22 protein-coding genes are annotated in these 21,859 nt (G+C 55.9%); 3 read left to right on the top strand and 19 right to left on the bottom strand.

From position 1 onward, the window contains the following. Positions 1-2: 2 nt before the first annotated feature. The 11 genes from pdxJ to rpoE all read right to left on the bottom strand — a co-directional run bounded on the left by pdxJ (position 3) and on the right by rpoE (position 10,727). A complete protein-coding gene (pdxJ, locus tag ACT3R7_RS00285; protein ID WP_192538883.1) occupies positions 3-827 on the bottom strand; it encodes a pyridoxine 5'-phosphate synthase in 825 nt (274 codons plus the stop codon). Positions 828-862: 35 nt separating this feature from the next. Continuing rightward, positions 863-1,555 carry a DNA repair protein RecO gene (recO, locus tag ACT3R7_RS00290; RefSeq protein WP_441675974.1) on the bottom strand — a complete coding sequence of 231 codons (693 nt, stop codon included), beginning with the start codon at positions 1,553-1,555 and terminating at the stop codon, positions 863-865. An 8-nt stretch (positions 1,556-1,563) separates the two neighbouring features. Further along, complete coding sequence (gene era / locus ACT3R7_RS00295) at positions 1,564-2,463, bottom strand: GTPase Era (RefSeq protein ID WP_018915846.1); 900 nt, start codon at positions 2,461-2,463, stop codon at positions 1,564-1,566. Beyond that, positions 2,460-3,152 carry a ribonuclease III gene (gene rnc / locus ACT3R7_RS00300; RefSeq protein WP_026285570.1) on the bottom strand — a complete coding sequence of 231 codons (693 nt, stop codon included), beginning with the start codon at positions 3,150-3,152 and terminating at the stop codon, positions 2,460-2,462. The genes era and rnc overlap by 4 nt, the downstream gene beginning before the upstream one ends. 64 nt (positions 3,153-3,216) lie before the next feature. Then, on the bottom strand, positions 3,217-4,020 hold the full coding sequence (lepB, locus tag ACT3R7_RS00305) for a signal peptidase I (RefSeq protein ID WP_192538880.1): 804 nt from the start codon (positions 4,018-4,020) through the stop codon (positions 3,217-3,219). A 14-nt stretch (positions 4,021-4,034) separates the two neighbouring features. Beyond that, positions 4,035-5,852, bottom strand: coding sequence for a translation elongation factor 4 (lepA, locus tag ACT3R7_RS00310; RefSeq protein ID WP_496198702.1), 1,818 nt, complete (start codon positions 5,850-5,852; stop codon positions 4,035-4,037). 195 nt (positions 5,853-6,047) lie between these two features. Then, the gene (locus tag ACT3R7_RS00315; RefSeq protein ID WP_496198703.1) at positions 6,048-7,457 is read right to left on the bottom strand and encodes a DegQ family serine endoprotease; all 1,410 of its coding nucleotides are present in this window, start codon (positions 7,455-7,457) and stop codon (positions 6,048-6,050) included. A 66-nt stretch (positions 7,458-7,523) separates the two neighbouring features. After that, complete coding sequence (locus ACT3R7_RS00320) at positions 7,524-7,973, bottom strand: SoxR reducing system RseC family protein (RefSeq protein ID WP_441675507.1); 450 nt, start codon at positions 7,971-7,973, stop codon at positions 7,524-7,526. A gap of 73 nt (positions 7,974-8,046) precedes the next feature. Next, positions 8,047-8,991, bottom strand: coding sequence for a MucB/RseB C-terminal domain-containing protein (locus ACT3R7_RS00325; RefSeq protein ID WP_441675508.1), 945 nt, complete (start codon positions 8,989-8,991; stop codon positions 8,047-8,049). Positions 8,992-9,039: 48 nt separating this feature from the next. Continuing rightward, positions 9,040-9,786 carry a sigma-E factor negative regulatory protein gene (locus ACT3R7_RS00330; RefSeq protein ID WP_496198704.1) on the bottom strand — a complete coding sequence of 249 codons (747 nt, stop codon included), beginning with the start codon at positions 9,784-9,786 and terminating at the stop codon, positions 9,040-9,042. Positions 9,787-10,127: 341 nt separating this feature from the next. Continuing rightward, positions 10,128-10,727 carry an RNA polymerase sigma factor RpoE gene (rpoE, locus tag ACT3R7_RS00335; RefSeq protein ID WP_018915838.1) on the bottom strand — a complete coding sequence of 200 codons (600 nt, stop codon included), beginning with the start codon at positions 10,725-10,727 and terminating at the stop codon, positions 10,128-10,130. Between the two features lie 329 nt (positions 10,728-11,056). Between rpoE and ACT3R7_RS00340 the strand changes: the two genes are divergently transcribed. Then, a complete protein-coding gene (locus ACT3R7_RS00340; RefSeq protein ID WP_441675510.1) occupies positions 11,057-12,133 on the top strand; it encodes a 3-deoxy-7-phosphoheptulonate synthase in 1,077 nt (358 codons plus the stop codon). A 48-nt stretch (positions 12,134-12,181) separates the two neighbouring features. Here ACT3R7_RS00340 and dinG read toward each other — a convergent pair whose 3' ends face one another. Further along, positions 12,182-14,308: an ATP-dependent DNA helicase DinG gene (gene dinG / locus ACT3R7_RS00345; RefSeq protein WP_496198705.1), complete on the bottom strand. Its 2,127-nt coding sequence runs from the start codon at positions 14,306-14,308 to the stop codon at positions 12,182-12,184. 5 nt (positions 14,309-14,313) lie between these two features. After that, on the bottom strand, positions 14,314-15,588 hold the full coding sequence (gene rhlB / locus ACT3R7_RS00350) for an ATP-dependent RNA helicase RhlB (RefSeq protein ID WP_018915835.1): 1,275 nt from the start codon (positions 15,586-15,588) through the stop codon (positions 14,314-14,316). A 145-nt stretch (positions 15,589-15,733) separates the two neighbouring features. Here rhlB and ACT3R7_RS00355 point away from each other — a divergent pair, with 145 nt between their 5' ends. Then, the gene (locus ACT3R7_RS00355; RefSeq protein ID WP_018915834.1) at positions 15,734-15,982 is read left to right on the top strand and encodes a hypothetical protein; all 249 of its coding nucleotides are present in this window, start codon (positions 15,734-15,736) and stop codon (positions 15,980-15,982) included. Further along, positions 15,982-16,815 carry an exodeoxyribonuclease III gene (gene xthA / locus ACT3R7_RS00360; protein ID WP_496198706.1) on the top strand — a complete coding sequence of 278 codons (834 nt, stop codon included), beginning with the start codon at positions 15,982-15,984 and terminating at the stop codon, positions 16,813-16,815. Before ACT3R7_RS00355 ends, xthA begins: the two co-directional genes overlap by 1 nt. Before the next feature lie 43 nt (positions 16,816-16,858). Here xthA and ACT3R7_RS00365 read toward each other — a convergent pair whose 3' ends face one another. From ACT3R7_RS00365 to ACT3R7_RS00390, 6 genes are read right to left on the bottom strand one after another with little or no spacing between them, the layout of a single operon-like run. After that, complete coding sequence (locus ACT3R7_RS00365; protein ID WP_441675516.1) at positions 16,859-17,923, bottom strand: hypothetical protein; 1,065 nt, start codon at positions 17,921-17,923, stop codon at positions 16,859-16,861. Between the two features lie 4 nt (positions 17,924-17,927). Then, the gene (locus ACT3R7_RS00370; protein ID WP_192538870.1) at positions 17,928-18,692 is read right to left on the bottom strand and encodes an energy transducer TonB; all 765 of its coding nucleotides are present in this window, start codon (positions 18,690-18,692) and stop codon (positions 17,928-17,930) included. After that, the gene (locus ACT3R7_RS00375) at positions 18,689-19,096 is read right to left on the bottom strand and encodes an ExbD/TolR family protein (protein WP_192538869.1); all 408 of its coding nucleotides are present in this window, start codon (positions 19,094-19,096) and stop codon (positions 18,689-18,691) included. Before ACT3R7_RS00375 ends, ACT3R7_RS00370 begins: the two co-directional genes overlap by 4 nt. Then, complete coding sequence (locus ACT3R7_RS00380; RefSeq protein WP_441675519.1) at positions 19,089-19,631, bottom strand: MotA/TolQ/ExbB proton channel family protein; 543 nt, start codon at positions 19,629-19,631, stop codon at positions 19,089-19,091. Before ACT3R7_RS00380 ends, ACT3R7_RS00375 begins: the two co-directional genes overlap by 8 nt. Position 19,632: 1 nt before the next feature. After that, positions 19,633-20,997: a MotA/TolQ/ExbB proton channel family protein gene (locus ACT3R7_RS00385; RefSeq protein WP_192538868.1), complete on the bottom strand. Its 1,365-nt coding sequence runs from the start codon at positions 20,995-20,997 to the stop codon at positions 19,633-19,635. After that, the gene (locus tag ACT3R7_RS00390; protein ID WP_193092437.1) at positions 20,984-21,793 is read right to left on the bottom strand and encodes a DUF3450 domain-containing protein; all 810 of its coding nucleotides are present in this window, start codon (positions 21,791-21,793) and stop codon (positions 20,984-20,986) included. The genes ACT3R7_RS00385 and ACT3R7_RS00390 overlap by 14 nt, the downstream gene beginning before the upstream one ends. Positions 21,794-21,859 lie beyond the last annotated feature (66 nt).

The raw sequence follows: 21,859 nt of genomic DNA on the forward strand, positions 1-21,859 counted from the left end.
ATTTAGTGACCGCAGCATTCATGGTGGTTATGAGCATGATCATGGTCGTGTTCGTGGTCATGCGCATCTAAAGCGGCCATCAGGCCTGCTTCCTGACCGGCGATAATAAGCCGTTTCATTTCCTGCACGGCCTCTTTAAGGCCGACAAACAGCGCGCGGGCAATAATGGCATGGCCAATATTTAGCTCATTAACCCCGGGTAGCGCGGCTATCGCTTCTACGTTGTGGTAGTGAAGGCCGTGCCCTGCGTTAACCACCAGACCCAGCGATACCGCGTGCGTGGCGGCAGTGGTCAAACGCTCATACTCTGCATTGGCCACATCACTGCCCGGTTTGGCTTCAGCATAAGCGCCGGTATGCAGCTCAATGGTCGGTGCGCCAGCGCGATGGGCCGCGTCGATTTGCGCTTCTTCAGGGTCAATAAATAGCGACACGTCACAACCGGCTTTTTTAAGCCGTTCACACGCGCTGGCAATAGCGTCAAAGCCACCGACCACATCCAATCCGCCTTCGGTCGTAAGCTCTTCACGCTTCTCCGGCACCAGGCAAACGTGAGCCGGACGCACTTCCTCGGCCAGCGCAAGCATCTCCTCGGTCACCGCCATTTCCAGGTTCATGCGGGTATTGAGCATCTCGGCTAATAGCCGCACATCGCGGGGCTGGATATGGCGGCGGTCTTCGCGCAGGTGCACGGTAATACCATCGGCGCCCGCTTCTTCGGCAAGTAAAGCGGCCTGTACCGGATCAGGGTAGCGGGTGCCGCGCGCCTGGCGCAGCGTGGCGATATGATCAATATTAACGCCGAGTAGAATGCGAGGAGGATGCATAACTGTCTCCAATCAAGAAAAGTCGTAAGCGTAGACTATGGTTGACGTCGGCGGGCCAGCGCCACCATAAGCTCCCGAGAGCGCAGAGCGGTCGACCCCAAGTGCGGCGCCAGCGCAGCGCGCATAACGGATTTTAGAACGTTGGCAAGACCCGCATGCTGCCAGTCGCCTTGTTCTACATAGCGCAGTGCGCGAGCTTCGAGCCCGTTATCTGCGGGTAGAAAAGCGCGGCTCTGTGCATCAAACCGGTAGCGAACCTGTGGGTCTAGCGGATGACCGTCGGGTGTACAAAAACGCGGCGTCGCTTCAAGCGCTTCAAGCAGTGCCCACTCATAGCGGCGTAAAGCTAAAGCCCGTTCAGAAGGGATAGGAAGCGCTTCAAGCAGCGCCGTATAGAAGGCAAAAACATCGCCCGCGGCGAATTCTAACGGTAATAAGCGGGTCGCAATTTCATTCGCGTAAAGGCCGCATAGCAAGCCCTCACCCGCCAATAATGCCGTCTGCCCCCGCGACTCCATCAAGGTAAGTCGCTTGAGATCCCGCTCACCGCGCCAGCTAACAAATAGTGGCGTGAACGGCTGCAAGCGTTGACGTGACTTCGACCCCGGCCGCTGCCCGCCATGTGCAACGGCGCGTATGCGGCCATTATTCAGCGTTAATAAATCCACCAACGCACTGGTTTCACGATAAGGCTTGCGGTGCAGTAAGAACGCGGGCTCCGCTGACATCGCAACACTCAATCGAGGTCGTAACCCAGGCTTTTCAAAGCACGCTCGTCATCGGACCAACCGCGCTTCACTTTCACCCACATATTAAGCATGACCTTGGTACCCAGCGCACGCTCCATATCCAGACGCGCTTCACGGCCAATGCTCTTGATCCGGTCGCCGTTTTCACCGATCAGAATCACCTTCTGACCCTGGCGTTCCACCAGAATCAACGCGCTGATATGCGTGACGCGCTCGGTTTCGCGGAACTCTTCGATCTCGACGGTCATCTGGTATGGCAGCTCGTCGCCCAGCTGGCGCATGACTTTCTCACGCACAAGCTCAGCCGCCATAAAGCGCAGGCTCTTGTCGGTAATCTGGTCTTCGGGGAAGAAATGCACACTTTCCGGCAGGTACTTGGCCACTTCCTCTTCCAGCGTATCCACCTGAGTGCCGTGTTTGGCCGAAATAGGCACAACGGCTGCAAACTCTCGCCGCGCACCCACTTCTGCGAGCCAGGGCAGTAGATCACCCTTGTCCTGCAGACGATCGACCTTGTTGACCGCCAGAATCACCGGCGCTTTAACGTGCTCAAGGCGCTTGAGTACCGCCTGGTCTTCCTCGGTCCAGCGGGTGCGGTCGATAATAAACACCACACAGTCGACATCACGCAGCGCCTGGGTAGCCGCCTGGTTCATAAAGCGGTTGATGGCTTTATTGCGGTCTTTCGACATGATGTGCATGCCAGGCGTATCCACGTAGATAAACTGCGTGTCCTCAACCGTTTTAATGCCCATTACCTGGTGACGCGTGGTTTGTGGACGCCGTGAGGTAATGGAGATTTTTTGCCCCAGAATTCGATTCATGAGGGTTGATTTGCCTACGTTAGGCCGTCCGACGATGGCCACAAAGCCGCAGGATTGGCTCATGATTTGTCTCCTGGTTTTTTCTCAAGGTACGAAAGCGCTTCTTCGGCCGCCTGCTGTTCAGCATGGCGGCGGCTAGGGCCTTTACCGGTGGTATGCTCGCTTAGTAGCTCAATGTAGCACTCCACGGTAAAGGTCTGGGCATGCGCCTCGCCCTTTACAGAGACCACTTCATAGCGCGGCAGCGCTGCCTGACGCGATTGCAAAAACTCTTGTAAGCGTGTTTTAGGATCTTTCTGGGTATCTTGTAACGAGATATTCTCTAGCCGCTCGGCGTACCAGGAAAGAACGCGTTCTCGGACGACATCCATACCGGCGTCCAGATAAATGGCCCCGATTATCGCTTCAACCGCATCGGCGAGGATCGACTCGCGACGATGCCCTCCGCTTTTCATTTCCCCGGAACCCAGGCGCAAGCATTCGCCAAAGGTCATTTCACGGGCTAGTTCAGCCAGCGTCTGGCCTTTCACCAAACGTGCACGAAGGCGCGACAACTGCCCTTCGCGCGCCTGAGGGAAACGCTGAAACAAAGCTTCTGCGATAACGAAGTTAACAATCGAGTCGCCTAAAAACTCCAGGCGCTCATTGTTACGCCCACCGTAGCTTCGGTGAGTCATGGCCAACTCCAAGAGCGATTCGTCGCCAAAGGTGTGGCCGATTCGTCGGCAAAAAGCGTTTAAGGAATTACTCACAGAGCTCCTACGTCATTGACGTTAACTAAAGTGACATGATTGATCAAAACCAACCTAAACCCGTTCATTCAATGCTTCGCACACTGCTAAAGCTTGGCAGACCGCCATCCCAATGCATCCATACGGCAAAGGCACGCCCCACTATATTTTCTTCGGGTACAAATCCCCAGTAACGGCTATCGTTGGAGTGATCGCGGTTATCGCCCATCATGAAGTAGTGGCCTTCGGGCACTTCGACTTCACGCATCTGCGGCCCAGGGTCGCGCGGGTTGTTATAAATGGCGTGGCTCGCGCTGCCCAGCTGCTCTTGCAATAATAGCTCTTGAGGCGCGGTTTCGGGACCTTCTTCGACCAGCGTCTTGGCTATCGGCTCATCGTTAATGTATAGCTGCTTATCTTCGTAGCGAATACGGTCACCCGGCAGGCCTACCACACGTTTGATGAAGTTGACCGATGGCTCGTCGGGAAAGCGGAATACCATCACATCGCCGCGTTCAGGATCATCCACTTCCAGGATACGGTCATGAACGACAGGCAGGCGAAGTCCGTAGGCAAATTTGTTTACCAGGATAAAGTCACCAACCTCGAGGGTTGGCCGCATTGAGCCCGAGGGGATCTGGAACGGCTCGACAATGAAGCTGCGTACCACCAGCACCACCAGCAGTACCGGGAAGAACGAGCGCGCGTAGTCCACAGGCCATGGCTCTTTGAGCAGCTTATCCCGCGTAGGCCCATCCACGCCTTCAACCGTCGCCGCCTCCGCCTTGGCCAGGCGTTCACGCCGCTTGGGACGCAGCCAGACAGCATCAATGAAATAAATGACCCCTGAAATTGCAACGGCCAGTACCAGCAGTAATGAAAAATCCATAGAGGACGTATTCCCTAGTCGTTAACCTTAAGCACAGCGAGGAAGGCATCCTGGGGAATTTCAACGCGCCCCACCTGTTTCATCCGCTTTTTACCGGCTTTCTGTTTTTCCAGCAGCTTCTTCTTACGGCTTACGTCGCCGCCATAACACTTGGCGGTCACGTTCTTGCGCAGTGCCTTGACCGTGGAACGTGCCACGACCTGACCACCAATGGCCGCCTGAATAGCCACGTCAAACATCTGACGCGGAATCAGCTCTTTCATTTTCTCGACCAGCAACCGGCCACGGCTGTGGGCGTGGTCACGGTGAATGATCACCGCGAGGGCATCTACCTTTTCGCTGTTGATCAGTACATCCAGACGCACCAGCTTGGCCGCTTCAAAACGCTCGAAATTGTATTCAAGCGACGCATAGCCACGGGAGATGGATTTCAGACGGTCAAAGAAGTCCATGACCACTTCCGACATCGGCAGCTCATAGGCCAGTTGAATCTGATTACCCAGGAACTGCATGTCCTTCTGGGTCCCACGGCGCTGCTCACACTCGGTGATCACGTTGCCCACGAACTCCTGCGGCACCAGTATGCTGGCCCGTACGATAGGCTCACGCATTTCATCCACGTCTGCCATATCCGGCAGTTTGGAGGGGTTGGAGACGTAGGTGACATCGCCATTTTTCATGGCGAGTTCGTATACCACGGTAGGGGCAGTGGTAATGAGATCAATGTCGTATTCGCGCTCAAGCCGCTCCTGGATGATTTCCATGTGCAGCGTGCCGAGGAAACCAACGCGGAAACCAAAGCCCAGGGCATCCGAGTTTTCCGGTTCATACTCTAAAGAAGCATCGTTGAGCGCGAGCTTTTCAAGCGCATCACGGAAGTCTTCGTAATCATCGGCGCTGACCGGGAACATACCGGCATACACCTGAGGCTTCACCTTTTGGAAACCCGGCAGACGCGGCACATCGGGCGTTTTGGTATGGGTGATGGTGTCACCCACCGGCGCGCCGTGGATCTCTTTAATCCCGGCGACAATAAAGCCCACTTCACCGGCGCGCAGAATGTTGGTTTCTTTGCGCAGCGGAGTAAAAATGCCCACTTCGGTGGTGTTCCAATCGCGGCCCGTTGACTTGATACGGATTTTTTCGCCCTTGCGCAGCGTGCCGTCAAACAAGCGCACCAGCGAAACAACGCCCAGATAGTTATCAAACCAGGAGTCAATGATTAGTGCCTGCAGAGGTGCATCCCGGTCGCCTTTGGGCGGTGGAATATCGCGTACTAAACGCTCAAGCAGACCATCAATGCCGATACCGCTTTTGGCTGACACCTGACAGGCGTCAGTAGCGTCAAGGCCGATAATTTCCTCAATCTCTTGCGCAACCTTGTCCGGGTCGGCCTGGGGTAAGTCGATTTTATTGAGGACGGGCAGCACTTCCAGGCCCTGCTCAATGGCGGTATAGCAGTTAGCCACCGATTGCGCCTCAACCCCTTGGGCCGCGTCCACGACCAGCAGCGCCCCTTCACAAGCATACAGAGAGCGCGATACTTCGTAGGAGAAATCCACGTGCCCGGGGGTATCGATGAAATTGAGCTGATACACCTCGCCATCGGCCGCGGTGTAATCGAGTGTCACCGACTGCGCTTTAATGGTAATGCCGCGCTCGCGCTCAATGTCCATGGAGTCGAGCACTTGCTCTTTCAGCTCACGCTGGGTCAGGCCACCACAGGTCTGAATCAAACAGTCAGAAAGCGTCGATTTCCCGTGGTCAATGTGAGCGATAATTGAGAAGTTTCTTATGTTTTTGAGCTTGCTGCTAGAAACGTCATGGGACATCGAAAGTGTTCTGCCTTAGTGGTACGCAAGCGGCTCTAAAACTGGCCGCCTCGAAAGTTTAAAGCTCGAAAACAGTCGGCCCATTGGCCGCTTTATCTATTTTCGTTAAAAAGATAAGCGCTATTGTAGCGATATGCGGGGGATAGGAACAGCAGTCCGGCGTGAACCGCCGGACTGAATAGGCAGGAAAAGCGTTTATTCTAGGCGCAGAGCGACAAACAGTGAGCGACCATCACGATAAATACGCAGTGGAATTGCCCGATCGCTAGGCAGTCCTTCAACAATGCTTAGTAGCTCATCGGCTGAGGACACACCCCGGTGGTCAATGCTTACCAGCACATCACCCACTTGCAGACCCGCCTGTGCAGCAACGCTACCCGGCTCAACCTGGCGAACTTCAACGCCACCATCGATGTTCAAGCGCTCACGCACGGTATCGTCAAGCTCAGCGACCGAAATACCTAAGCGAACCTGGTTATTGCTGCCCTCGCCCTCGGCCTTTTCAGAATCCGGCCAATGGCCCAGCTCAACGGTTTCGGTAACCTGTTCGCCATCGCGCATCAAGGTCAGTTCTACCTCACTGCCTGGAGCTGCACGACCAATCAAACGCGGCAATGAGCTTGAACGATCGACCTCATCCCCATTAACGCTAATGATCACATCCCCTGCACGTAAGCCACCTTGGGCCGCGGGGCCTTCGGGGTCTAGATCCGCAATTAGCGCGCCACTGGCGTTTTCCATACCAAACGATTCGGCTAAATCACGCGACACCGGTTGAATCATGACACCCAGCCAGCCGCGGTCAACGTGGCCGCCTTCGCGCAGCTGGTCGGCAACGTCCATGGCCACATTAATCGGAATCGCAAACGAGAGCCCCATAAAGCCGCCGCTGCGGGTAAAGATTTGCGAGTTAATCCCGACCACTTCGCCGTCCAGATTAAACAGCGGGCCACCTGAGTTACCGGGATTTATCGCCACATCGGTTTGAATAAACGGAACGTAAGCATCCCGCGGCAGCGTACGATTAATCGCGCTCACAATGCCAGCGGTTACCGAATGGTCAAAACCAAAGGGAGAACCGATGGCAGCGACCCACTCGCCCACTTTCAAATTATCAGAATTACCCAGGTTTAGAACGGGCAAACCGGTTGCTTCAATTTTTAATAAGGCCACATCCGTCTGGGCATCGCTACCAACGAGCTCAGCGGGAAGTTCACGACGGTCATTTAAACGCACCAGAATTTCATCGGCATCCTGCACCACGTGGGCATTCGTCATGACATAGCCGTCTTCGCTAATTACAAACCCGGAACCCAGCGATTGGCGCTCTTCGCTACGCCCCGGGCCACTCCCTGGCGGCGAGGGGAAACTATCGCCAAAGAAATGCCGAAAAATTTCCGGAATTTCCTGCCCGCCGAATCCCCCAACAGAAGGAGCATTACTACGTTGAACGGTACGGCTTGTTGAGATATTGACGACTCCAGGGGCGGCGTCCTCAACCAGCTCTGTAAAATCAGGTAAATCATAAGCGTAAGCACTTTGACCTACCGTCAAGAGTGCCATCAGGCATAGCCATAGTGCCGAGGGGAGAACCAAGCGCTTCATGCAAGAGCTCCTACTAAAGCAGTCATCAAACGAAAAGAAATGCAACTCATGCGAGGTGCAGGACAATTAACTGACCAACCGGGGGCGAAAGCGTTCCGTTCGCCCGCTAAGCAAATGCTTTAAACCTACCACCCCGATTAACAGGGTCGCAAAAAAGCTGGCAGGCACGATCCATTCCGTCACCCTTAGCGCGGCCAGACATCCAGATAACGCCAGTGCCATTAAAAGCGGCAACGCATAGATGAGTAACGCCAACAACGTTATATCTGAGCGCTCAAGGCAAAGCGTTACTGGGCTACCCAGCGGATAGCGCTCGCCAAGTAAGAGGACAGGATGGGAAGAGGTTACTTCGATGCACTGGCGTTGCTGCCGGGCCAGTATGCCCATGCCACAACCTCGGCCCTGAGCACACTGCTGACACGCCTCTTTAATCGATACATCGACTAACAATCCATGCTGGGTATAGCCGACGACGTTTCCATAACGCGTTAAGGCATTACATGAGGGCTTAATCACTGCACATTACTCTGACGTAATTTACTCGTAGTAAAGGACATTAATAGTAAAGAGCATCAACCGTTAACGACGTTTAATCAAACTCGACCGAATGAACGATACGCTGAAGCATGGACGGAGGGACTTCACCAATGCCTACCAACTGCCATTGCAAGTCACCTTGGGTATGCGCTTCAACTGCAATCGAGGAGACACCAATTTGGCTAACGCCACTTTTAAGATTTTGTGTGCCAGCCTGCGGCTCAGCAAAAATACTTACCGTTGCCAAGCCATCGCTATACAGGCGTTGATGCGCCTCTTCATCTCGCGCGGAAACGGGCTGCGCGACAAAACCTTCCGGTAGCCACTCTGCATGCCAAGATGGCTCAGAGGCGGGTTGCGTGGGGTCCACGACAATTTGCCCCTCGTAGCGCTCGGGCTCATGCAGCTGGGTTACCTGAAAGGTTTCGAGAATTCGGTCGGTAGGATCACTGAGCACGTGCTTAAGCAACAGTCCCGTGGCGTTATCTAACCACCATTCATGGGTATAGCGCTGATTATCATGCGGTTCAAAGCGCAACTTCACCGCGTCTCGCCCAGCAACACGTGCGCCCTCTTCTAAACTAATGTCGTAAACCTCTGACGTGTGCTCCGTCCAACCTTTTAGCGAAGGAAAGCCATTGCTTCCATTAGCTTTCCAGGCTAGCTGCCCTACTCGCGAGCGGCGCTCAACACTGATGGAAGGCCCATCAAGTTGCTGCACCACCTGCTGGCGGATGCCATCCTGAATGCGATGGGAAAGCGCTAACGTGCGCACATCGATAGAATTAATCGCCACCGCTCTGGCCTGGAAGGTATAGCAGTGGCTCGCCTGTAAACTTCGTTCGAGCCACTGCTCAATGCTGGCGGGCGTTTCAGCAGCAGACGTATCAACACAAAGGTTCTGGGTATCGCTTTGTGCGTACGTCTGTAAAGGCAACAAGCTGACGCTCATTAATGCGCCCAGAGCCACCAGCCTGCTTCGCCAAGTTACCATCATGCGGGGTATTCCTTCACTAACGATCGTCGCCTTATTAAGCCAGCGCTATCAACGCTGACCCAGCGGCTCAGTGACGGAAGAAGAACGCATCAACGGCATCCAGCTGTCGCCATTACCGTAAGCGGCACCTTGAGAGTGCTGCTCCAAATACGACTGCAGAAGCCTTATTTGATCAACATCAATGGCAGTACTTTGTTGCATGGTGGCAGTTTGCGGCACGGCTGCCGACTCAAAGCCCGCATCGCTTACATTCATAAAGCCGCTTTGCGACTGCCCCGTTAGCCTGAACGGCGTCGGTTCAAACATGGGCATGTTGGCAGACATCACGGAGGCAGGCTGAGAAGCGCCCAGGCTTACCGGCTGCACCTGCCCAGCCATAGAGCCGCCGTTTGATGCAGTCACCGCCATGTCGCCGCCAGTGCTAACACTCGTGCCACTGCTGTTACCGTTACCTAAAAACTGCACACCAGTGATCACCATCAAAGATACAGCAGCGGCCACACCCGCACCCCGTGCAAAAGAGATACCGTTTGAGCGCATGGGAGCGCGTTCTTGAGCATCATCAAGCAGCGGCGCAGGCTCGTCTTGCAAACGCGCCATAATACCGGCCGACAGATCAACGCTGATATCCACGCCTTGCTCACGCTGCATCATGCTGCGGGCCAAGTGGTAACGTCGCCACGTATCTGCCGCGTCAGCGTCATTTGGTAGTGCCTTCAACACTCGGCGTAGTTCCAGCTCATCACTTTCGCTATCCATTAATGCTGAAAGTGATTCCCGTGTGTTTTGACTCATACTTCACACCCTCACACTGTGTTAAATGAAGTCCTACCGCAGTACGGCAAATAAGCAGTGACCGCTGTAATAACTTCACAGGCTAAGACCTGAACAACTTGCCCTGCAATAAGCACTTACGTTAGTTCTAACTTAGTGCTTGTTGCTTAAGGCGCTGCTGTAAATAGCGTCACGGCTGTTAACTCTCTTCCGCTTATCGAAAGCGGTCAGCCTGTATGACGCTCCACTTTCCAGACAGTTCACAAAAAAAGTAAAAACGTAATTATTTGTGACCAATCCGTTAGCTACCCGACAAGGTCTAATGCGCAAAATACGCTATTGGGTACTGCTGTTATTGACCATTAATCGTCACGACTGTTCCGTGCGGTAGTCACCAAAGGGCGAATATGTTCATCCACCGCTTCACGCGCACGGAAAATTCGTGAGCGCACGGTTCCCACCGGGCACTGCATTATCTGGGCAATATCTTCATACGCCAGGCCATCAAGCTCACGTAACGTAATGGCGGTACGTAGATCATCCGGTAGGTTTTCAATCGCCTCATAAACCGCTGCCTCAAGCTGATCACGGGCAATGGCGGCTTCCGGCGACTCGGCATCGGCCAGCCGACCGCTTTGATCAACAATTTCGGCATCGACAATATCCAGGTCGCTACCGGGCGGGCGACGACCACGTGACACTAGGTGGTTTTTAGCCGTGTTGATGGCGATCCGGTACATCCAGGTATAAAAAGCGCTCTCGGCACGAAATTTACCCAGCGCCCGGTACGCCTTGATAAATGCCTCTTGCGCCACGTCCTGAACTTCCGAGTGATCATGTACGTAGCGTCCGATCAACCCAATAATTTTATGCTGATATTTTTTTACCAGCAGATCAAAAGCGCGCGTATCGCCTTTTTGGGCACGTTCGACAAGCTGTTGGTCCGTTTCCCGAGTGCCCATTCACACGCTCCTCCAGCTCGTACGACGTGCGTCGAGCCTTATTCCTATTAGCCCCTTTGCGCGGGCCTTCACAGCAAGCAGCATAGTGTCCCTTGGGGATTAATTAATGATAGTGATGAAAGAGGCTAACAAAACAATGCCCCATAAATGATTCATAGCGCTAAGTGTTACGCGTTCTGTGCGACGCATCAAGCGCTTACCCCCTACTTGCAAAATCCAGGAGCTGACACTGTTCAACGCTGCCAAGTTCCTCAATAATTGATTTTTACCACCGTGACACGCCATAGTAGGTGCCATTTTCCGTTCATTGCGCAAGCATAGGTAGCTAGATGTCAGAACAGCAGGTTCACAATCTTAACGTCCTCGCTCAGGATGTTCTCACGACGCCGGACGCGCTTAAACAGGCCGTTCCTCTTACCGACGCGGCTGAACGCACGGTTATAGAAGGGCGCCAGACTATCCAAAATATCCTGGATGGCAAAGACCCCCGCCTATTGGTCGTGGTCGGCCCCTGCTCCATCCATGATGTTGAGGCAGCCCTGGATTATGCCCGTCGCCTTCGCACACTGGCCGACCAGGTAAGTGATAGCCTGTACATCGTGATGCGCGTTTACTTTGAAAAACCGCGCACCACCGTTGGCTGGAAAGGCCTGATCAACGACCCGCACCTTAACGACTCGTTTGAGATCGATGAAGGACTGCACATTGCTCGCAAGCTGCTCGTTGACCTGGCGGAGCTTGGTTTACCGCTTGCCACAGAAGCACTTGACCCCATTTCGCCCCAGTATCTTCAAGACTGTATCAGCTGGTCTGCCGTGGGCGCGCGTACCACAGAATCACAAACCCACCGCGAAATGGCTTCCGGTCTTTCCTCGCCAGTCGGTTTTAAAAACGGCACCGACGGCAGTCTGGATGTTGCCATCAACGCGCTGCAGTCCGTTGCCAACCCACACAATTTCTTGGGCATTAACCAGGCAGGTCAGGTATCGGTTATTCGCACTCGGGGCAATGCCTACGGCCACGTCGTGCTGCGTGGCGGTAACGGCAAACCCAACTACGATAGCGTAAGCGTCGCCCTGGCGGAAAAAGAGCTTAAAAAAGCCAATATTTCGCCCAACATCATGATCGACTGCTCCCACGCTAACTCAAACAAAGACCCTGCCCTGCAGCCACTAGTCTTGGAAAATGTTACTAATCAGATTCTGGAAGGTAACACATCCATCATCGGCCTGATGATTGAGTCCAACATCGGCTGGGGAAGTCAGAAAGTACCTGCCGACCTCAGCCAGCTAGCGTATGGCGTCTCAATTACTGATGCGTGTATCGACTGGGATACCACCGTTGACGCCTTTAAGCGTATGAACGATAAACTGGCGTCGGTATTAGCCAAGCGTATTACTGCGTAACGATGCCTTGCCTTACCCCACTGCAGTAAGCTTCGCAGCGGGGTAAGGTTAGTGTATTTCTCTTCGAAATGGCGGCAACGCATCTAACAGCGCCTGACCATAGCGGCGAGTTATCACACGCTTATCAAGCAGCGTAATCGTCCCGTGGTCACTCTCTTTACGAATGAGTCGCCCGCAGGCCTGCACCAGTTTGATGGAAGCATCAGGTACGCTGATCCGCATAAAAGAGTTTCCCCCCTGACTTTCAATCCATTCGGCAAGCGTTGCGCCCACAGGGTCATCGGGCACCGCAAAGGGCAGCCGGGTAATCACCACGTGGGTCAGATAATCTCCAGGCAGGTCGATACCTTCGGCAAAGCTTGCCAGCCCGAAAATAATACTCCCCTTGCCTTTATCAATCGCCGCGCGATGCTGAGTGATGAGCTCACGCTTAGGCAACGCATCCTGGGCAAGCACGCGCTCCTTGATAGCCGTCGGCAGCCCCTTTTCCACGGCGCGCAGCTGCGCCCGTGACGAAAACAGCACCAGGGCAGCCTCTTTATCGGCCAGTTGCGTTACAAATTGCACAATAGCGCTTTCATGCGCTTCCCGGTCACTGGGATCGGTAGCCTCTTTAGGCACACGCAGTACCGCATTAGCATAATTGAACGGGCTAGGCAGCGCCTGATAACGGTAGCGGTTTGCCAGCCCCGCCCGCTCCTGCAGCCGTTCAAACCGACCCAGTGCGGTAAGCGTAGCCGACGTTACCACCGCACCGTGGCAGCGCCCCCATAAATGCTTGGCCAGCGTATGGGCGGCCGATACCGGGCTTGCCGAAAATTCGATTTCAGGTTCACCCGCAACGCGGCTAAGCGTTACCCACCTGGCGCTGGGCGGCGCGTTGGGCGGGTCCTGCTCGCTAAATGCCTGCCATAGCGCATGGGCCTCAAGCGCCCGGCCATGTAGCAAGGCCACTAGCGGTAGCCAGCTTTCGGCCTGCTCGCGATCAAGACCGGTCTGTTTATCCGGATCAAGACTCTCACGCAAAATATCGCTAATACTCTCCAGACACCGCGAAAGCGTGGCGAACATGACCAGCAGTTGCTGTGCCTGGTCGCGCAGCGCATCGGGCACCTGGCCCTTTTCAAAGCGCGACTGCAGGGTGTTTTCTTCATCTGACAGCCCGTTGGGCCGACCGGCAATCTGATGCCCGACGCTGAACACATCGCCAAGCAGCGGTTCAAGACCCTGAATCACCTCTGGCAGACCCGCCAGCAAACGCGCGATGGTTGGCTGTATTGCCAGCGCTTGGTGCAGATCCGTCAAACTGCTTTTCAGCGTTTTTAACCAACGCACACAGCCGTGTACCGCAAATCGATGGGCAAAATGCGAGAGTGCTTTATCGGGCAGGTGATGGCCTTCATCGAAGACAAAAATGCAGTCCGCCGGATCGGGCAGAATAGCCCCGCCCCCCAAGGCCAAATCAGCCAGCACCAGATCATGATTGGCCACAATGACGTCGGCATTTTCAAGTTCACGCCGCGAGCGAAAAAAGGCGCAGGCGCCAAAATGGCCGCAGCGCCTTCCCGTACATTGGCGATGATCAACGGTAAGCCGTCGCCAGTGCGTATCCTCAATGGCGACTGGCCAGTTATCACGATCACCTTCCCACTCGCCCTGCCCGTAGGCTTCCGCCATATCGGTAGCCAGTACGGTAAAATCACTGCTTTGGGCTTGCAGGGAATGCTCGAATAGCGAAAGCGTGGGATTAGGTTCAGAGCCTTCCAGCACCTCATCCAGCTTCGCCACGCAAACATAGCGGCCGCGACCTTTGGCCAGCGCGTAACGAAAGGCAATACCGCTATGGCTGGCAAGCGCGGGCAGATCCTGGTTAAGCACCTGTTCTTGCAGGGCGACCGTCGCTGTCGAAATGACCAGCCGCTTGCCGCGGGCTTTCGCAATCGGCAAGGCGGCGATCAGGTAGGCCAGCGTTTTTCCCGTGCCGGTACCCGCTTCAAGCACACATACATGGCTGTCGCTTACACGCTTACCTTCACTATCGCTTTCGATATCCCCCAGCGTACGGGCAATTTCGGCAATCATCAGCCGCTGCCCGTAGCGTGGGGTAAGCTCGAGCTTTTCCACCACGCGACGGTAGGCGTCTTGAATATCGCTTTTTAAGGCATTATCGAGCATGCGCTTTACAGCATGCCTTCCGGCGGATGCTCGCAGGGAAGCTTGTCGTTGATATAACGCTCGATTTCCGGCAGCGAGAAGGCATCTTCTTCACCCACAAAGCTGATCGAAACGCCTTTAGCGCCCGCACGACCAGTACGGCCAATACGGTGAACGTAGTCTTCCGGGTCTTCAGGCAGCGTATAGTTGATGACGTGGCTTACGTCTTCAATATGAATACCGCGCCCGGCCACATCGGTGGCTACCAGCACTTGAATTTCCCCTTCACGGAAACGCTCAAGCGTGGTGATCCTCTGACTCTGCGGCACATCACCGGACAGCATGGCAACGCTGACGCCGGCTTTCTTAAGCAGATCATCCAGCTTGCGAACCAAATCACGGCGATTACCAAATACCATGACGCGCTCGAAACTCTCCTGCTCAAGCAGATTCACCAGCAGGCGCTGCTTGTCGTCATCGGAGACAAGGTAAACGCGCTGGTCGATATCGGCCTGGTTTTCAACCGTGACTTCAATCTCAACGTGGGCCGGGTTCAGCGTCCACTGACTGGCCAGGTTCAGGATATCGTCGGTAAAGGTTGCCGAAAACAGGAACGTCTGACGCTCTTCTGTCTTTGGCGTGTAGCGAATAATACGCTTCACGTCTGGAATAAAGCCCATCGACAACATGCGGTCAGCTTCATCCAGCACCAGTACTTCTACTTCAGAAAGGTCGATATCGCGCTTTTGATGAAAATCCAACAGGCGGCCCGGGGTGGCAACCAGGATATCGATCTTTTTACCCAGGCTTTCACGCTGCTTTTGATAGTCCATTCCACCGACAACGCTTGCCACATTCAACTGCGTGAAGCGGGCTAGCGCTTTGGCATCTTTTTCTATCTGCAGCGCCAGCTCACGGGTAGGCGCAATAATCAGCGCACGCGGCGCCCCCGCTTTTTGACCATCAGGTGTCGGCTCTTCCAGGAAGTAAGCCAGCACCGAGATTAAAAACGCTGCGGTCTTGCCGGTACCGGTCTGCGCTTTACCGACAATATCGCCACCCAGCAGCGTTTGGCGTAACGCCTCGGCCTGGATCGGCGTGCAGTATTCAAACCCTTGGGCATGGATAGCGCGCATTAGCGGTAGCGGCAGATCAAAGTCATGGAAGCGCCATTTGCCAGCCACGGCAGGCACCTGAAACTGACGAAGATCCCAGCTAGACTGACGACGACGCGGTTTCCGACGGCGGCGTTTTGGCTTACGGTTCTGGGCCGATGCTATGGTCTGTTCCGACTCGCTCATAGGCTATGTATCTGTCCATTGCTGTGAATATTAGGCATCACGAAGTGCGCATTGTATCAGGGGTTGGCGTTAAGAGCGCGTCCTGCTGTCGAAGGTAGGCCAGAGCCTGTTAGAATGTGGCTTAAATCGACGTAAGGAGCGCGACATGACGCGTAAGAAAAAGACACGTTCGCTGGCCGACAAGGTGACGATCCGCACGGGGCGACGCAAAGATTACAAAAAGTGGCGCCACGATAACCCCGATCAGGTGGCGCCGTCACGCCGCTTTGTAGCAAAAAAGCAGCAGCAGCGTAAATTGCAGGCGGTTAAAAAACTGGCCCGCCAGCAAAGTGGTCAAAACATTGCGATTCATCCAGACAAAGGGGCTGAGCAAAAACCAGAGGATAAATCGTAATGCGTTTGGTTTCTTTCAATATCAACGGCATTCGTGCTCGACTTCATCAGCTACAGGCCTTGATTGATACCCAACAACCTGACGTTATTGGCCTGCAGGAAACCAAAGTTCAGGACAGCGAATTTCCCCTGGCCGATGTGGAAGCCATGGGTTACCACGTGTATTACCATGGTCAGAAAGGTCATTACGGTGTGGCACTGATGTGCCGCCAGAAACCTCAGGACGTTTTTTACGGCTTCACAGACGAGGACGAAGACGCCCAACGACGCATGATCGGGGTACGTCTGCTGGCCGATGACGGCGAGCCGGTCACCGTATGGAACGGATATTTCCCTCAGGGCGAAAACGTCGAGCACCCCACCAAATTTCCGCACAAGGCGCAGTTCTATCGCCAATTAAAGCGGCTGCTTGATGAACAGCACCGTCCTGACGAGCGCTTGGCAATAATGGGTGATTTTAATATCTCCCCTGAAGATCAGGATATTGGCATTGGCGAAGATAGCCGCAAGCGCTGGCTGCGCGAAGGTAAAGCCAGCTTTCAACCGATTGAGCGTGAATGGCTTGAAGGCATTAAAGCCTGGGGCCTCACCGACAGCTATCGCCTTTGTCACCCAGAAAACAACGAGTGGTTCAGCTGGTTTGACTACCGCTCCAAGGGCTTTGACCGCGAGCCGAAACGTGGCCTGCGTATTGACTACATTCTCGTGACGCAGCCTTTAGCCGACTGCGTTCAGGCCGCCGGGATCGATTACGCAATGCGTGGCATGGAGCGCCCGTCTGACCATGCGCCGACCTGGAGCGATTTTGCGATCACGTTAAAAGCGTCTACTTAGCCAGCTAGTGCCTGCCGCCACTGCGCGCAGGCAACCTACTCTACTAGTCAAAACTGCTCAGCCACTGGCTTGCCTCTTCATCTCCCAGGCTAGCTGCCTGCTCTAGTGCCTGCTCGGCCTGGGCTTCATCCCCCCAGGCATAGGCTAACTGACCATACTGACGCCAATCCCTGGCGGACTGGGCTTGTTCGGCCAGGGCCTGCCACGCGCTTAACGCATTGTCGACGTGCCTGGCCTGCTGCCAGGCCGTCGCCAGCAACCTTAACGTTTTTTCATCACGCTCAATATCGCCGTTTTCCAGCGCTTGGGTTAAATGCTCGGCCGCGCGCGCAGGCGTTCCTCCGGCCATATGCAGTTGAATAAGCAGCCACTGATCTTCTGGCGTCTCAAGCTTACCTAACTGCCAGGCCATTTCCCAAAGACCCGCCGCCACACCGGCCTGACCTGCCTGCTGGGCAAGCCCTGCCGCCTGACGCCAGGTTTCTATATCACTATCAGGGCTCAAACCATCCACCAGCCAGCTTAGTGCCTGCTCGTTCTGCCCGGCATGGCGCATTACGGCAAGCGCCAGCGCTTGCTGGCTTTCGTTGAGCTCTGGCGTTTGGCCAATGGCTTGCTCCAGCCGCTCTGCGGCGGCGTCCCACTGCTGCTCTTGCGCCATCAAGCCGACCAATCGCCATAACGCCTGGGTGTCCTGCTCGCCATCCAGCCACTCGCTTAGTAAGCCAATCGCCTGCTCATTTTGGCCCGCCGCGCGGCGCAGCGAGGCTTCTTCACGCAGCCAGCGCGCCGCTTGGTCTGTACCAACGCCACCGGTTTGGCGTGCCGCGGCTAAATGGTCGGCTGCCTGCGCGGGCTGATCCTGGCGAGCCAGGGCGCCGGCGGCCAGCTGATGATAGAGCGCACTCGCCCAGCGATCAGACGCATTGCCTCCACTTAAGCGCTGGGCCTGGGAGGAAGCGCGCTCGGCCACCGCCTCAACCGCACCCTCCTCCAACTGCTCCTGCAGGGCTTTCAGATCACGGATGATATCGCCAGGCAGCGGTGCATTGGCCTGGGCGACAGAAGCCCACACGCTGAACATTAGAATCCACGCTAAACGCTGCATACCGCTACCTCAACTGAAACTCTATGCGTTGTGTGGCGCGCCGTATCTGCTGGCTGCCCGCAAACTGCCATTGCGCAATCGCATCCTGCGCGGCATCTTCAAATACGCGCCGCGGCTGAGCATTGGTTACCCGAATGGAAGAGCGATCAACGCTGCCGTCACGCCGAATAATAAATTCCACCTCAACAAACCCTTCCATGCCTCGACGCTGTGCGCGTGAGGGGTACGTGGGGTTGACGCGGTTGGTGGGCGCTACCTGGCCTACACTCACCGGCTCATTAGACGGCGGTGCTTCAGCGACGGGCGCTGCTTCACGCGGCGCGGGCGCTTCGGTGGGCGTCGCGGCAGGTGCTGGTTCAGCTGGCGGCTCAGGCGTTGGCTCCGGTGCAGGGTCTGGCCGCGGCGTTGGCTCGGGCGTGGGCTCGGGGGTAATTTCCGCTAGCTCCGGCAGCTCATTATCCATTTCAACCGGCTCGAGGGGCACCTCGGGCAGCTCGACCTCAGGTAGCGTAATAGCGCTATCGGTTACCGGCGGAGGCTCAGGCGTTGGCATGGGGGGTGGCGCCTGCTGGGGAGCCGCCTGTGCAGGCTGAGGTGCAGGCGCCTCTTGCTCAGGCGCGACCTCAGGTGCTTCAACCATATTCATCGTCATGGTCATTATGGGCTGTTCGGGCTCACTTTCTGGCGGTGTTACTAATAGCGCCAGCAGCCAGAACAGCCCGACTGCCAACGTAATTCCCACAAGAAACGATACCGTATGACGTATCATGGCGCGCTCCGACTCGCCGCCACGGCCACCTGATCAACGCCAGCCTCTTTCAAGCGGTCCATGACTTCAATCAACAGCCCCGTAGTGGACTCACGATCCGCCTGGATAACGGCAGACCCCTGCTCGGTCAACATCCCGGCCACTTCGCGCCCCACCTGATGGACATCCACGGGCTTGCCGTCCACCCAAACGGCGCCTTCAGGAGTAATGGCCACCAGCACCTGGGCTTCCGGACGCGGGCTTGCCGCACTCGATTCTGGGCGTTCAATCTCGATACCGCTTTCTTTAATGAAACTGGTCGTTACGATAAAGAAGATCAGCATAATGAACACCACGTCCAGCATGGGCGTCAGATTGACCTCATTGCTTTCTGCGTTTGCGTCCATTGAACGGCGTCTACGCATCATTCTGCTCCAAGGCACGTGCCAAGCGGTCATGTAACCGCTGGTCTTCACGACGAATCACGTGCTCTAAACGACTAATAAACAATAGCCCCACCACTGCAATCGCCATACCGGTCAACGTGGGCAGCGTTGCACGCGCCACACCGTCGGCCATGGCGCGCGCCTGATGCGTGTCACTCATAGAGAGGCTATCAAAGACAGTAATCATGCCGGTGACGGTGCCCAACAGACCTAACAGCGGGCAGAGCGCCACCAGCAGTTTTAACCAGGGCAGCGGACGACGAAGCCTGGCAACCAGCGCTTCTGTCCAGACGTGGCGCAGTGTACGCGCACTCCAGCTGCGGTGGTCGCTGCGCGCAGCCCAGCGGCGAATCAACTGCCGACGGGCGGAGCGCCAGGTAATGCGGTAGTACCACCAGCGCTCTATCGCCATGCCAAACACCAGCACCGCGACCAACGCCAGCACGACCAGCACTGCACCACCGGCATCGACCAGCCGCTCTACCGGTTCAAGCCAAAGAGGTAGCGTGGGCATATCAATTCACCGCAGTGGCATGAACAGTAGATTGAGCTTCCAAATGATCTGCCAGGGTCGCACTCGCCTCGCCTTCGATCACTTGACTTAGATGACGGCTGCGGCTCGCCAGCGCCGTTTGCGCAAACAGCAACGGCACCGCCGTAATCAGGCCTAATACCGTGGTAACCAATGCTTGGCTAATCCCCCCAGCCATTAACTGCGGGTCGCCGGTACCAAACACGGTGATGGCCTGGAACGTTACGATCATGCCGGTTACCGTACCCAGCAGCCCCAGCAGCGGCGCAATGGCGGCCAGCAGCTTAACAATCGGCTGGCCCCGCTCAATGCGCGGCAACTCTGCCAGTACCGCCTCATCCAGGCGCGCTTCCAATGCTTCAGGGGTCTGGTGCTTATCCATTTCCTTAAAGCGTAGCAGTACGCGACCTAGCGGATTATGCGTCTGCAGCTGGTCAAGCGACTGGCGCTGGCGGCGCACGCGGACGCTCTGCAGTACTAAATAGATATATTGAACCAGTGCTACCAGCAGACCCAACACCCCCAGCACTACAATCACGTAACCCACGTAACCGCCTTGCTGGAAACGCTCCCAAAGGCTTGGGCGCTGGGAAAGCGCCTGTAGAACAGGCCCCTGAGTGGGGTCGATCATGAATTCCCGACTGTCACCCTGATGATAAGCCGCGAGAACATTCTGAATTTCAGCTGGCGTGCGCGGCACTTCAGCCAAGTGGTCGTTATCGCCATCCTGACGCAGCAGCGCGGTTTCGGTAAACGCGGCAAAATCACCTAAACGCACCACGTCACGCGGCGCAATAGTGCCACTAGCATCGGCTACCGGCAGCTCCAAACGCTCAGCCTGGCCGGTTTTTGCCGTTAGTATGGCCAAACTATCGACCACATCTTCCAGCTGGATACGCTCAAGCACTTCGGCATCATCCAGGCGAGGTGGCAACACTTCCTCCCGCAAGGTTAACCAGCTTTCTTCGCCTAGCGCGCTGCGCACTTCGGTGCTATGCCGGGCAAGGTTCGCAAGCAGCCCCGAAAGCGCTTCGCCCTGTTCATCTTGTCGCGCGGTTAATTCACTGGCCTGCTCAGACTGTTCGGCCTGCTGAGCTTGCAGCGCCTCACGCCGCTCTTCAGCCGACTGATGGGCCGCTCGGGCGTCTTCAAGCGCGGCGTTTAACGCTTGCTGGTCTTCCAGAAAGTTTTCCAAGCGCTCCTGGTCGCGCATTTCGGCGGCCTGACGCGCTTCACGCAGTGATGAAACGCTATCGCTTTGCGCCGAAGACACACCGCTGACAGCAAGAAGCCCCATCAGCAGGCAGGCGCCGCCCAGACGCTGAAGACGCTGGCTATTCAGGCTCATGGCTGACCTCCCTGTTGTTCTGAAAAGATTGTTCTGAAACGGTGATCGACAGCGGCAACCGCAGCAGATCCGGTGTGCGCTGGTCGGCCGCGATACGCAGACCGTTGCGCACTTCGCGTCGCGCGCGTTCATCCAAGGGCTGCCACTCGTTGCTCGCAGCGTCCCAAACGCCCCCTTCACGTGCATCAGGCGTCAGGTAATAAAAGCCGATACGGCCTACGCGCAAATAGTCCACTTCGCGCACGCTGCCTTCAGCGCTCTGCAAACGTCCGCGCCAGTTATCGATTTCACGCCCGTAGTCCAGCTCGGCTCGCCATGCTTCCAGCAAGCTATTGATGCGCTCAACCGTATCTTCGCCCTGCTGCCCTTCAGAAGTTGTCACTCGCGCCAAACGCTCATCGCGTAAAAACGGCAGGTCGCGCTCAATCCAGCGGGTTAGCTGTTCTTGCATATCCTGCTCGATCAGGGGTAGCGCGGCACGGGTCTCTTCGAGCGTATCCAGCGCGGTATTTAAACGCTGCTGGCGCTCGGCTTCCTCTGCCAGACGCACGCTTAACGAGGCGTTTGTGGCATCCATTTGGCGCGTTTCACGCTCCAAACGGCGCAGTTCTTCTAGCGCTTCTCGGGTTTCTTCATCGGCTGCGTCAATTTGCTGTTGCAGAGCCGCTTGGGTTTGCTGGGCTTCTACACTCTGGGCCGCCTGGCCCGCTGTTTCATCGCTTGCCATTAGCGTACCGCTGACTAGCACGCAGGCTAGGCAGCACCCACGCAAAACAAAGAAAGGCCTGTTCAGCACGTCGACTCTCCGTTACTGCCTAGCGGGCTTTAAAAATGGCCGCGCTAGAAACTAATTAGTTATAAG

Source organism: Halomonas sp. AOP43-A1-21, from assembly GCF_052376775.1.
Lineage (GTDB): Bacteria > Pseudomonadota > Gammaproteobacteria > Pseudomonadales > Halomonadaceae > Vreelandella > Vreelandella colorata.

Excerpts from the sequence above, each read along its gene's own strand:
- lepA (WP_496198702.1), bottom strand. The coding sequence starts at position 5,852 with ATGTCCCATGACGTTTCTAGCAGCAAGCTCAAAAACATAAGAAACTTC.
- lepB (WP_192538880.1), bottom strand. The coding sequence starts at position 4,020 with ATGGATTTTTCATTACTGCTGGTACTGGCCGTTGCAATTTCAGGGGTC.
- ACT3R7_RS00340 (WP_441675510.1), top strand. The coding sequence starts at position 11,057 with ATGTCAGAACAGCAGGTTCACAATCTTAACGTCCTCGCTCAGGATGTT.
- ACT3R7_RS00315 (WP_496198703.1), bottom strand. The coding sequence starts at position 7,457 with ATGAAGCGCTTGGTTCTCCCCTCGGCACTATGGCTATGCCTGATGGCA.
- ACT3R7_RS00330 (WP_496198704.1), bottom strand. The coding sequence starts at position 9,786 with ATGAGTCAAAACACACGGGAATCACTTTCAGCATTAATGGATAGCGAA.
- ACT3R7_RS00370 (WP_192538870.1), bottom strand. The coding sequence starts at position 18,692 with ATGATACGTCATACGGTATCGTTTCTTGTGGGAATTACGTTGGCAGTC.
- ACT3R7_RS00365 (WP_441675516.1), bottom strand. The coding sequence starts at position 17,923 with ATGCAGCGTTTAGCGTGGATTCTAATGTTCAGCGTGTGGGCTTCTGTC.
- pdxJ (WP_192538883.1), bottom strand. The coding sequence starts at position 827 with ATGCATCCTCCTCGCATTCTACTCGGCGTTAATATTGATCATATCGCC.
- rhlB (WP_018915835.1), bottom strand. The coding sequence starts at position 15,588 with ATGAGCGAGTCGGAACAGACCATAGCATCGGCCCAGAACCGTAAGCCA.
- xthA (WP_496198706.1), top strand. The coding sequence starts at position 15,982 with ATGCGTTTGGTTTCTTTCAATATCAACGGCATTCGTGCTCGACTTCAT.
- era (WP_018915846.1), bottom strand. The coding sequence starts at position 2,463 with ATGAGCCAATCCTGCGGCTTTGTGGCCATCGTCGGACGGCCTAACGTA.
- ACT3R7_RS00385 (WP_192538868.1), bottom strand. The coding sequence starts at position 20,997 with ATGAGCCTGAATAGCCAGCGTCTTCAGCGTCTGGGCGGCGCCTGCCTG.
- ACT3R7_RS00355 (WP_018915834.1), top strand. The coding sequence starts at position 15,734 with ATGACGCGTAAGAAAAAGACACGTTCGCTGGCCGACAAGGTGACGATC.
- dinG (WP_496198705.1), bottom strand. The coding sequence starts at position 14,308 with ATGCTCGATAATGCCTTAAAAAGCGATATTCAAGACGCCTACCGTCGC.
- ACT3R7_RS00375 (WP_192538869.1), bottom strand. The coding sequence starts at position 19,096 with ATGCGTAGACGCCGTTCAATGGACGCAAACGCAGAAAGCAATGAGGTC.
- recO (WP_441675974.1), bottom strand. The coding sequence starts at position 1,555 with ATGTCAGCGGAGCCCGCGTTCTTACTGCACCGCAAGCCTTATCGTGAA.
- ACT3R7_RS00380 (WP_441675519.1), bottom strand. The coding sequence starts at position 19,631 with ATGCCCACGCTACCTCTTTGGCTTGAACCGGTAGAGCGGCTGGTCGAT.
- rpoE (WP_018915838.1), bottom strand. The coding sequence starts at position 10,727 with ATGGGCACTCGGGAAACGGACCAACAGCTTGTCGAACGTGCCCAAAAA.
- ACT3R7_RS00325 (WP_441675508.1), bottom strand. The coding sequence starts at position 8,991 with ATGATGGTAACTTGGCGAAGCAGGCTGGTGGCTCTGGGCGCATTAATG.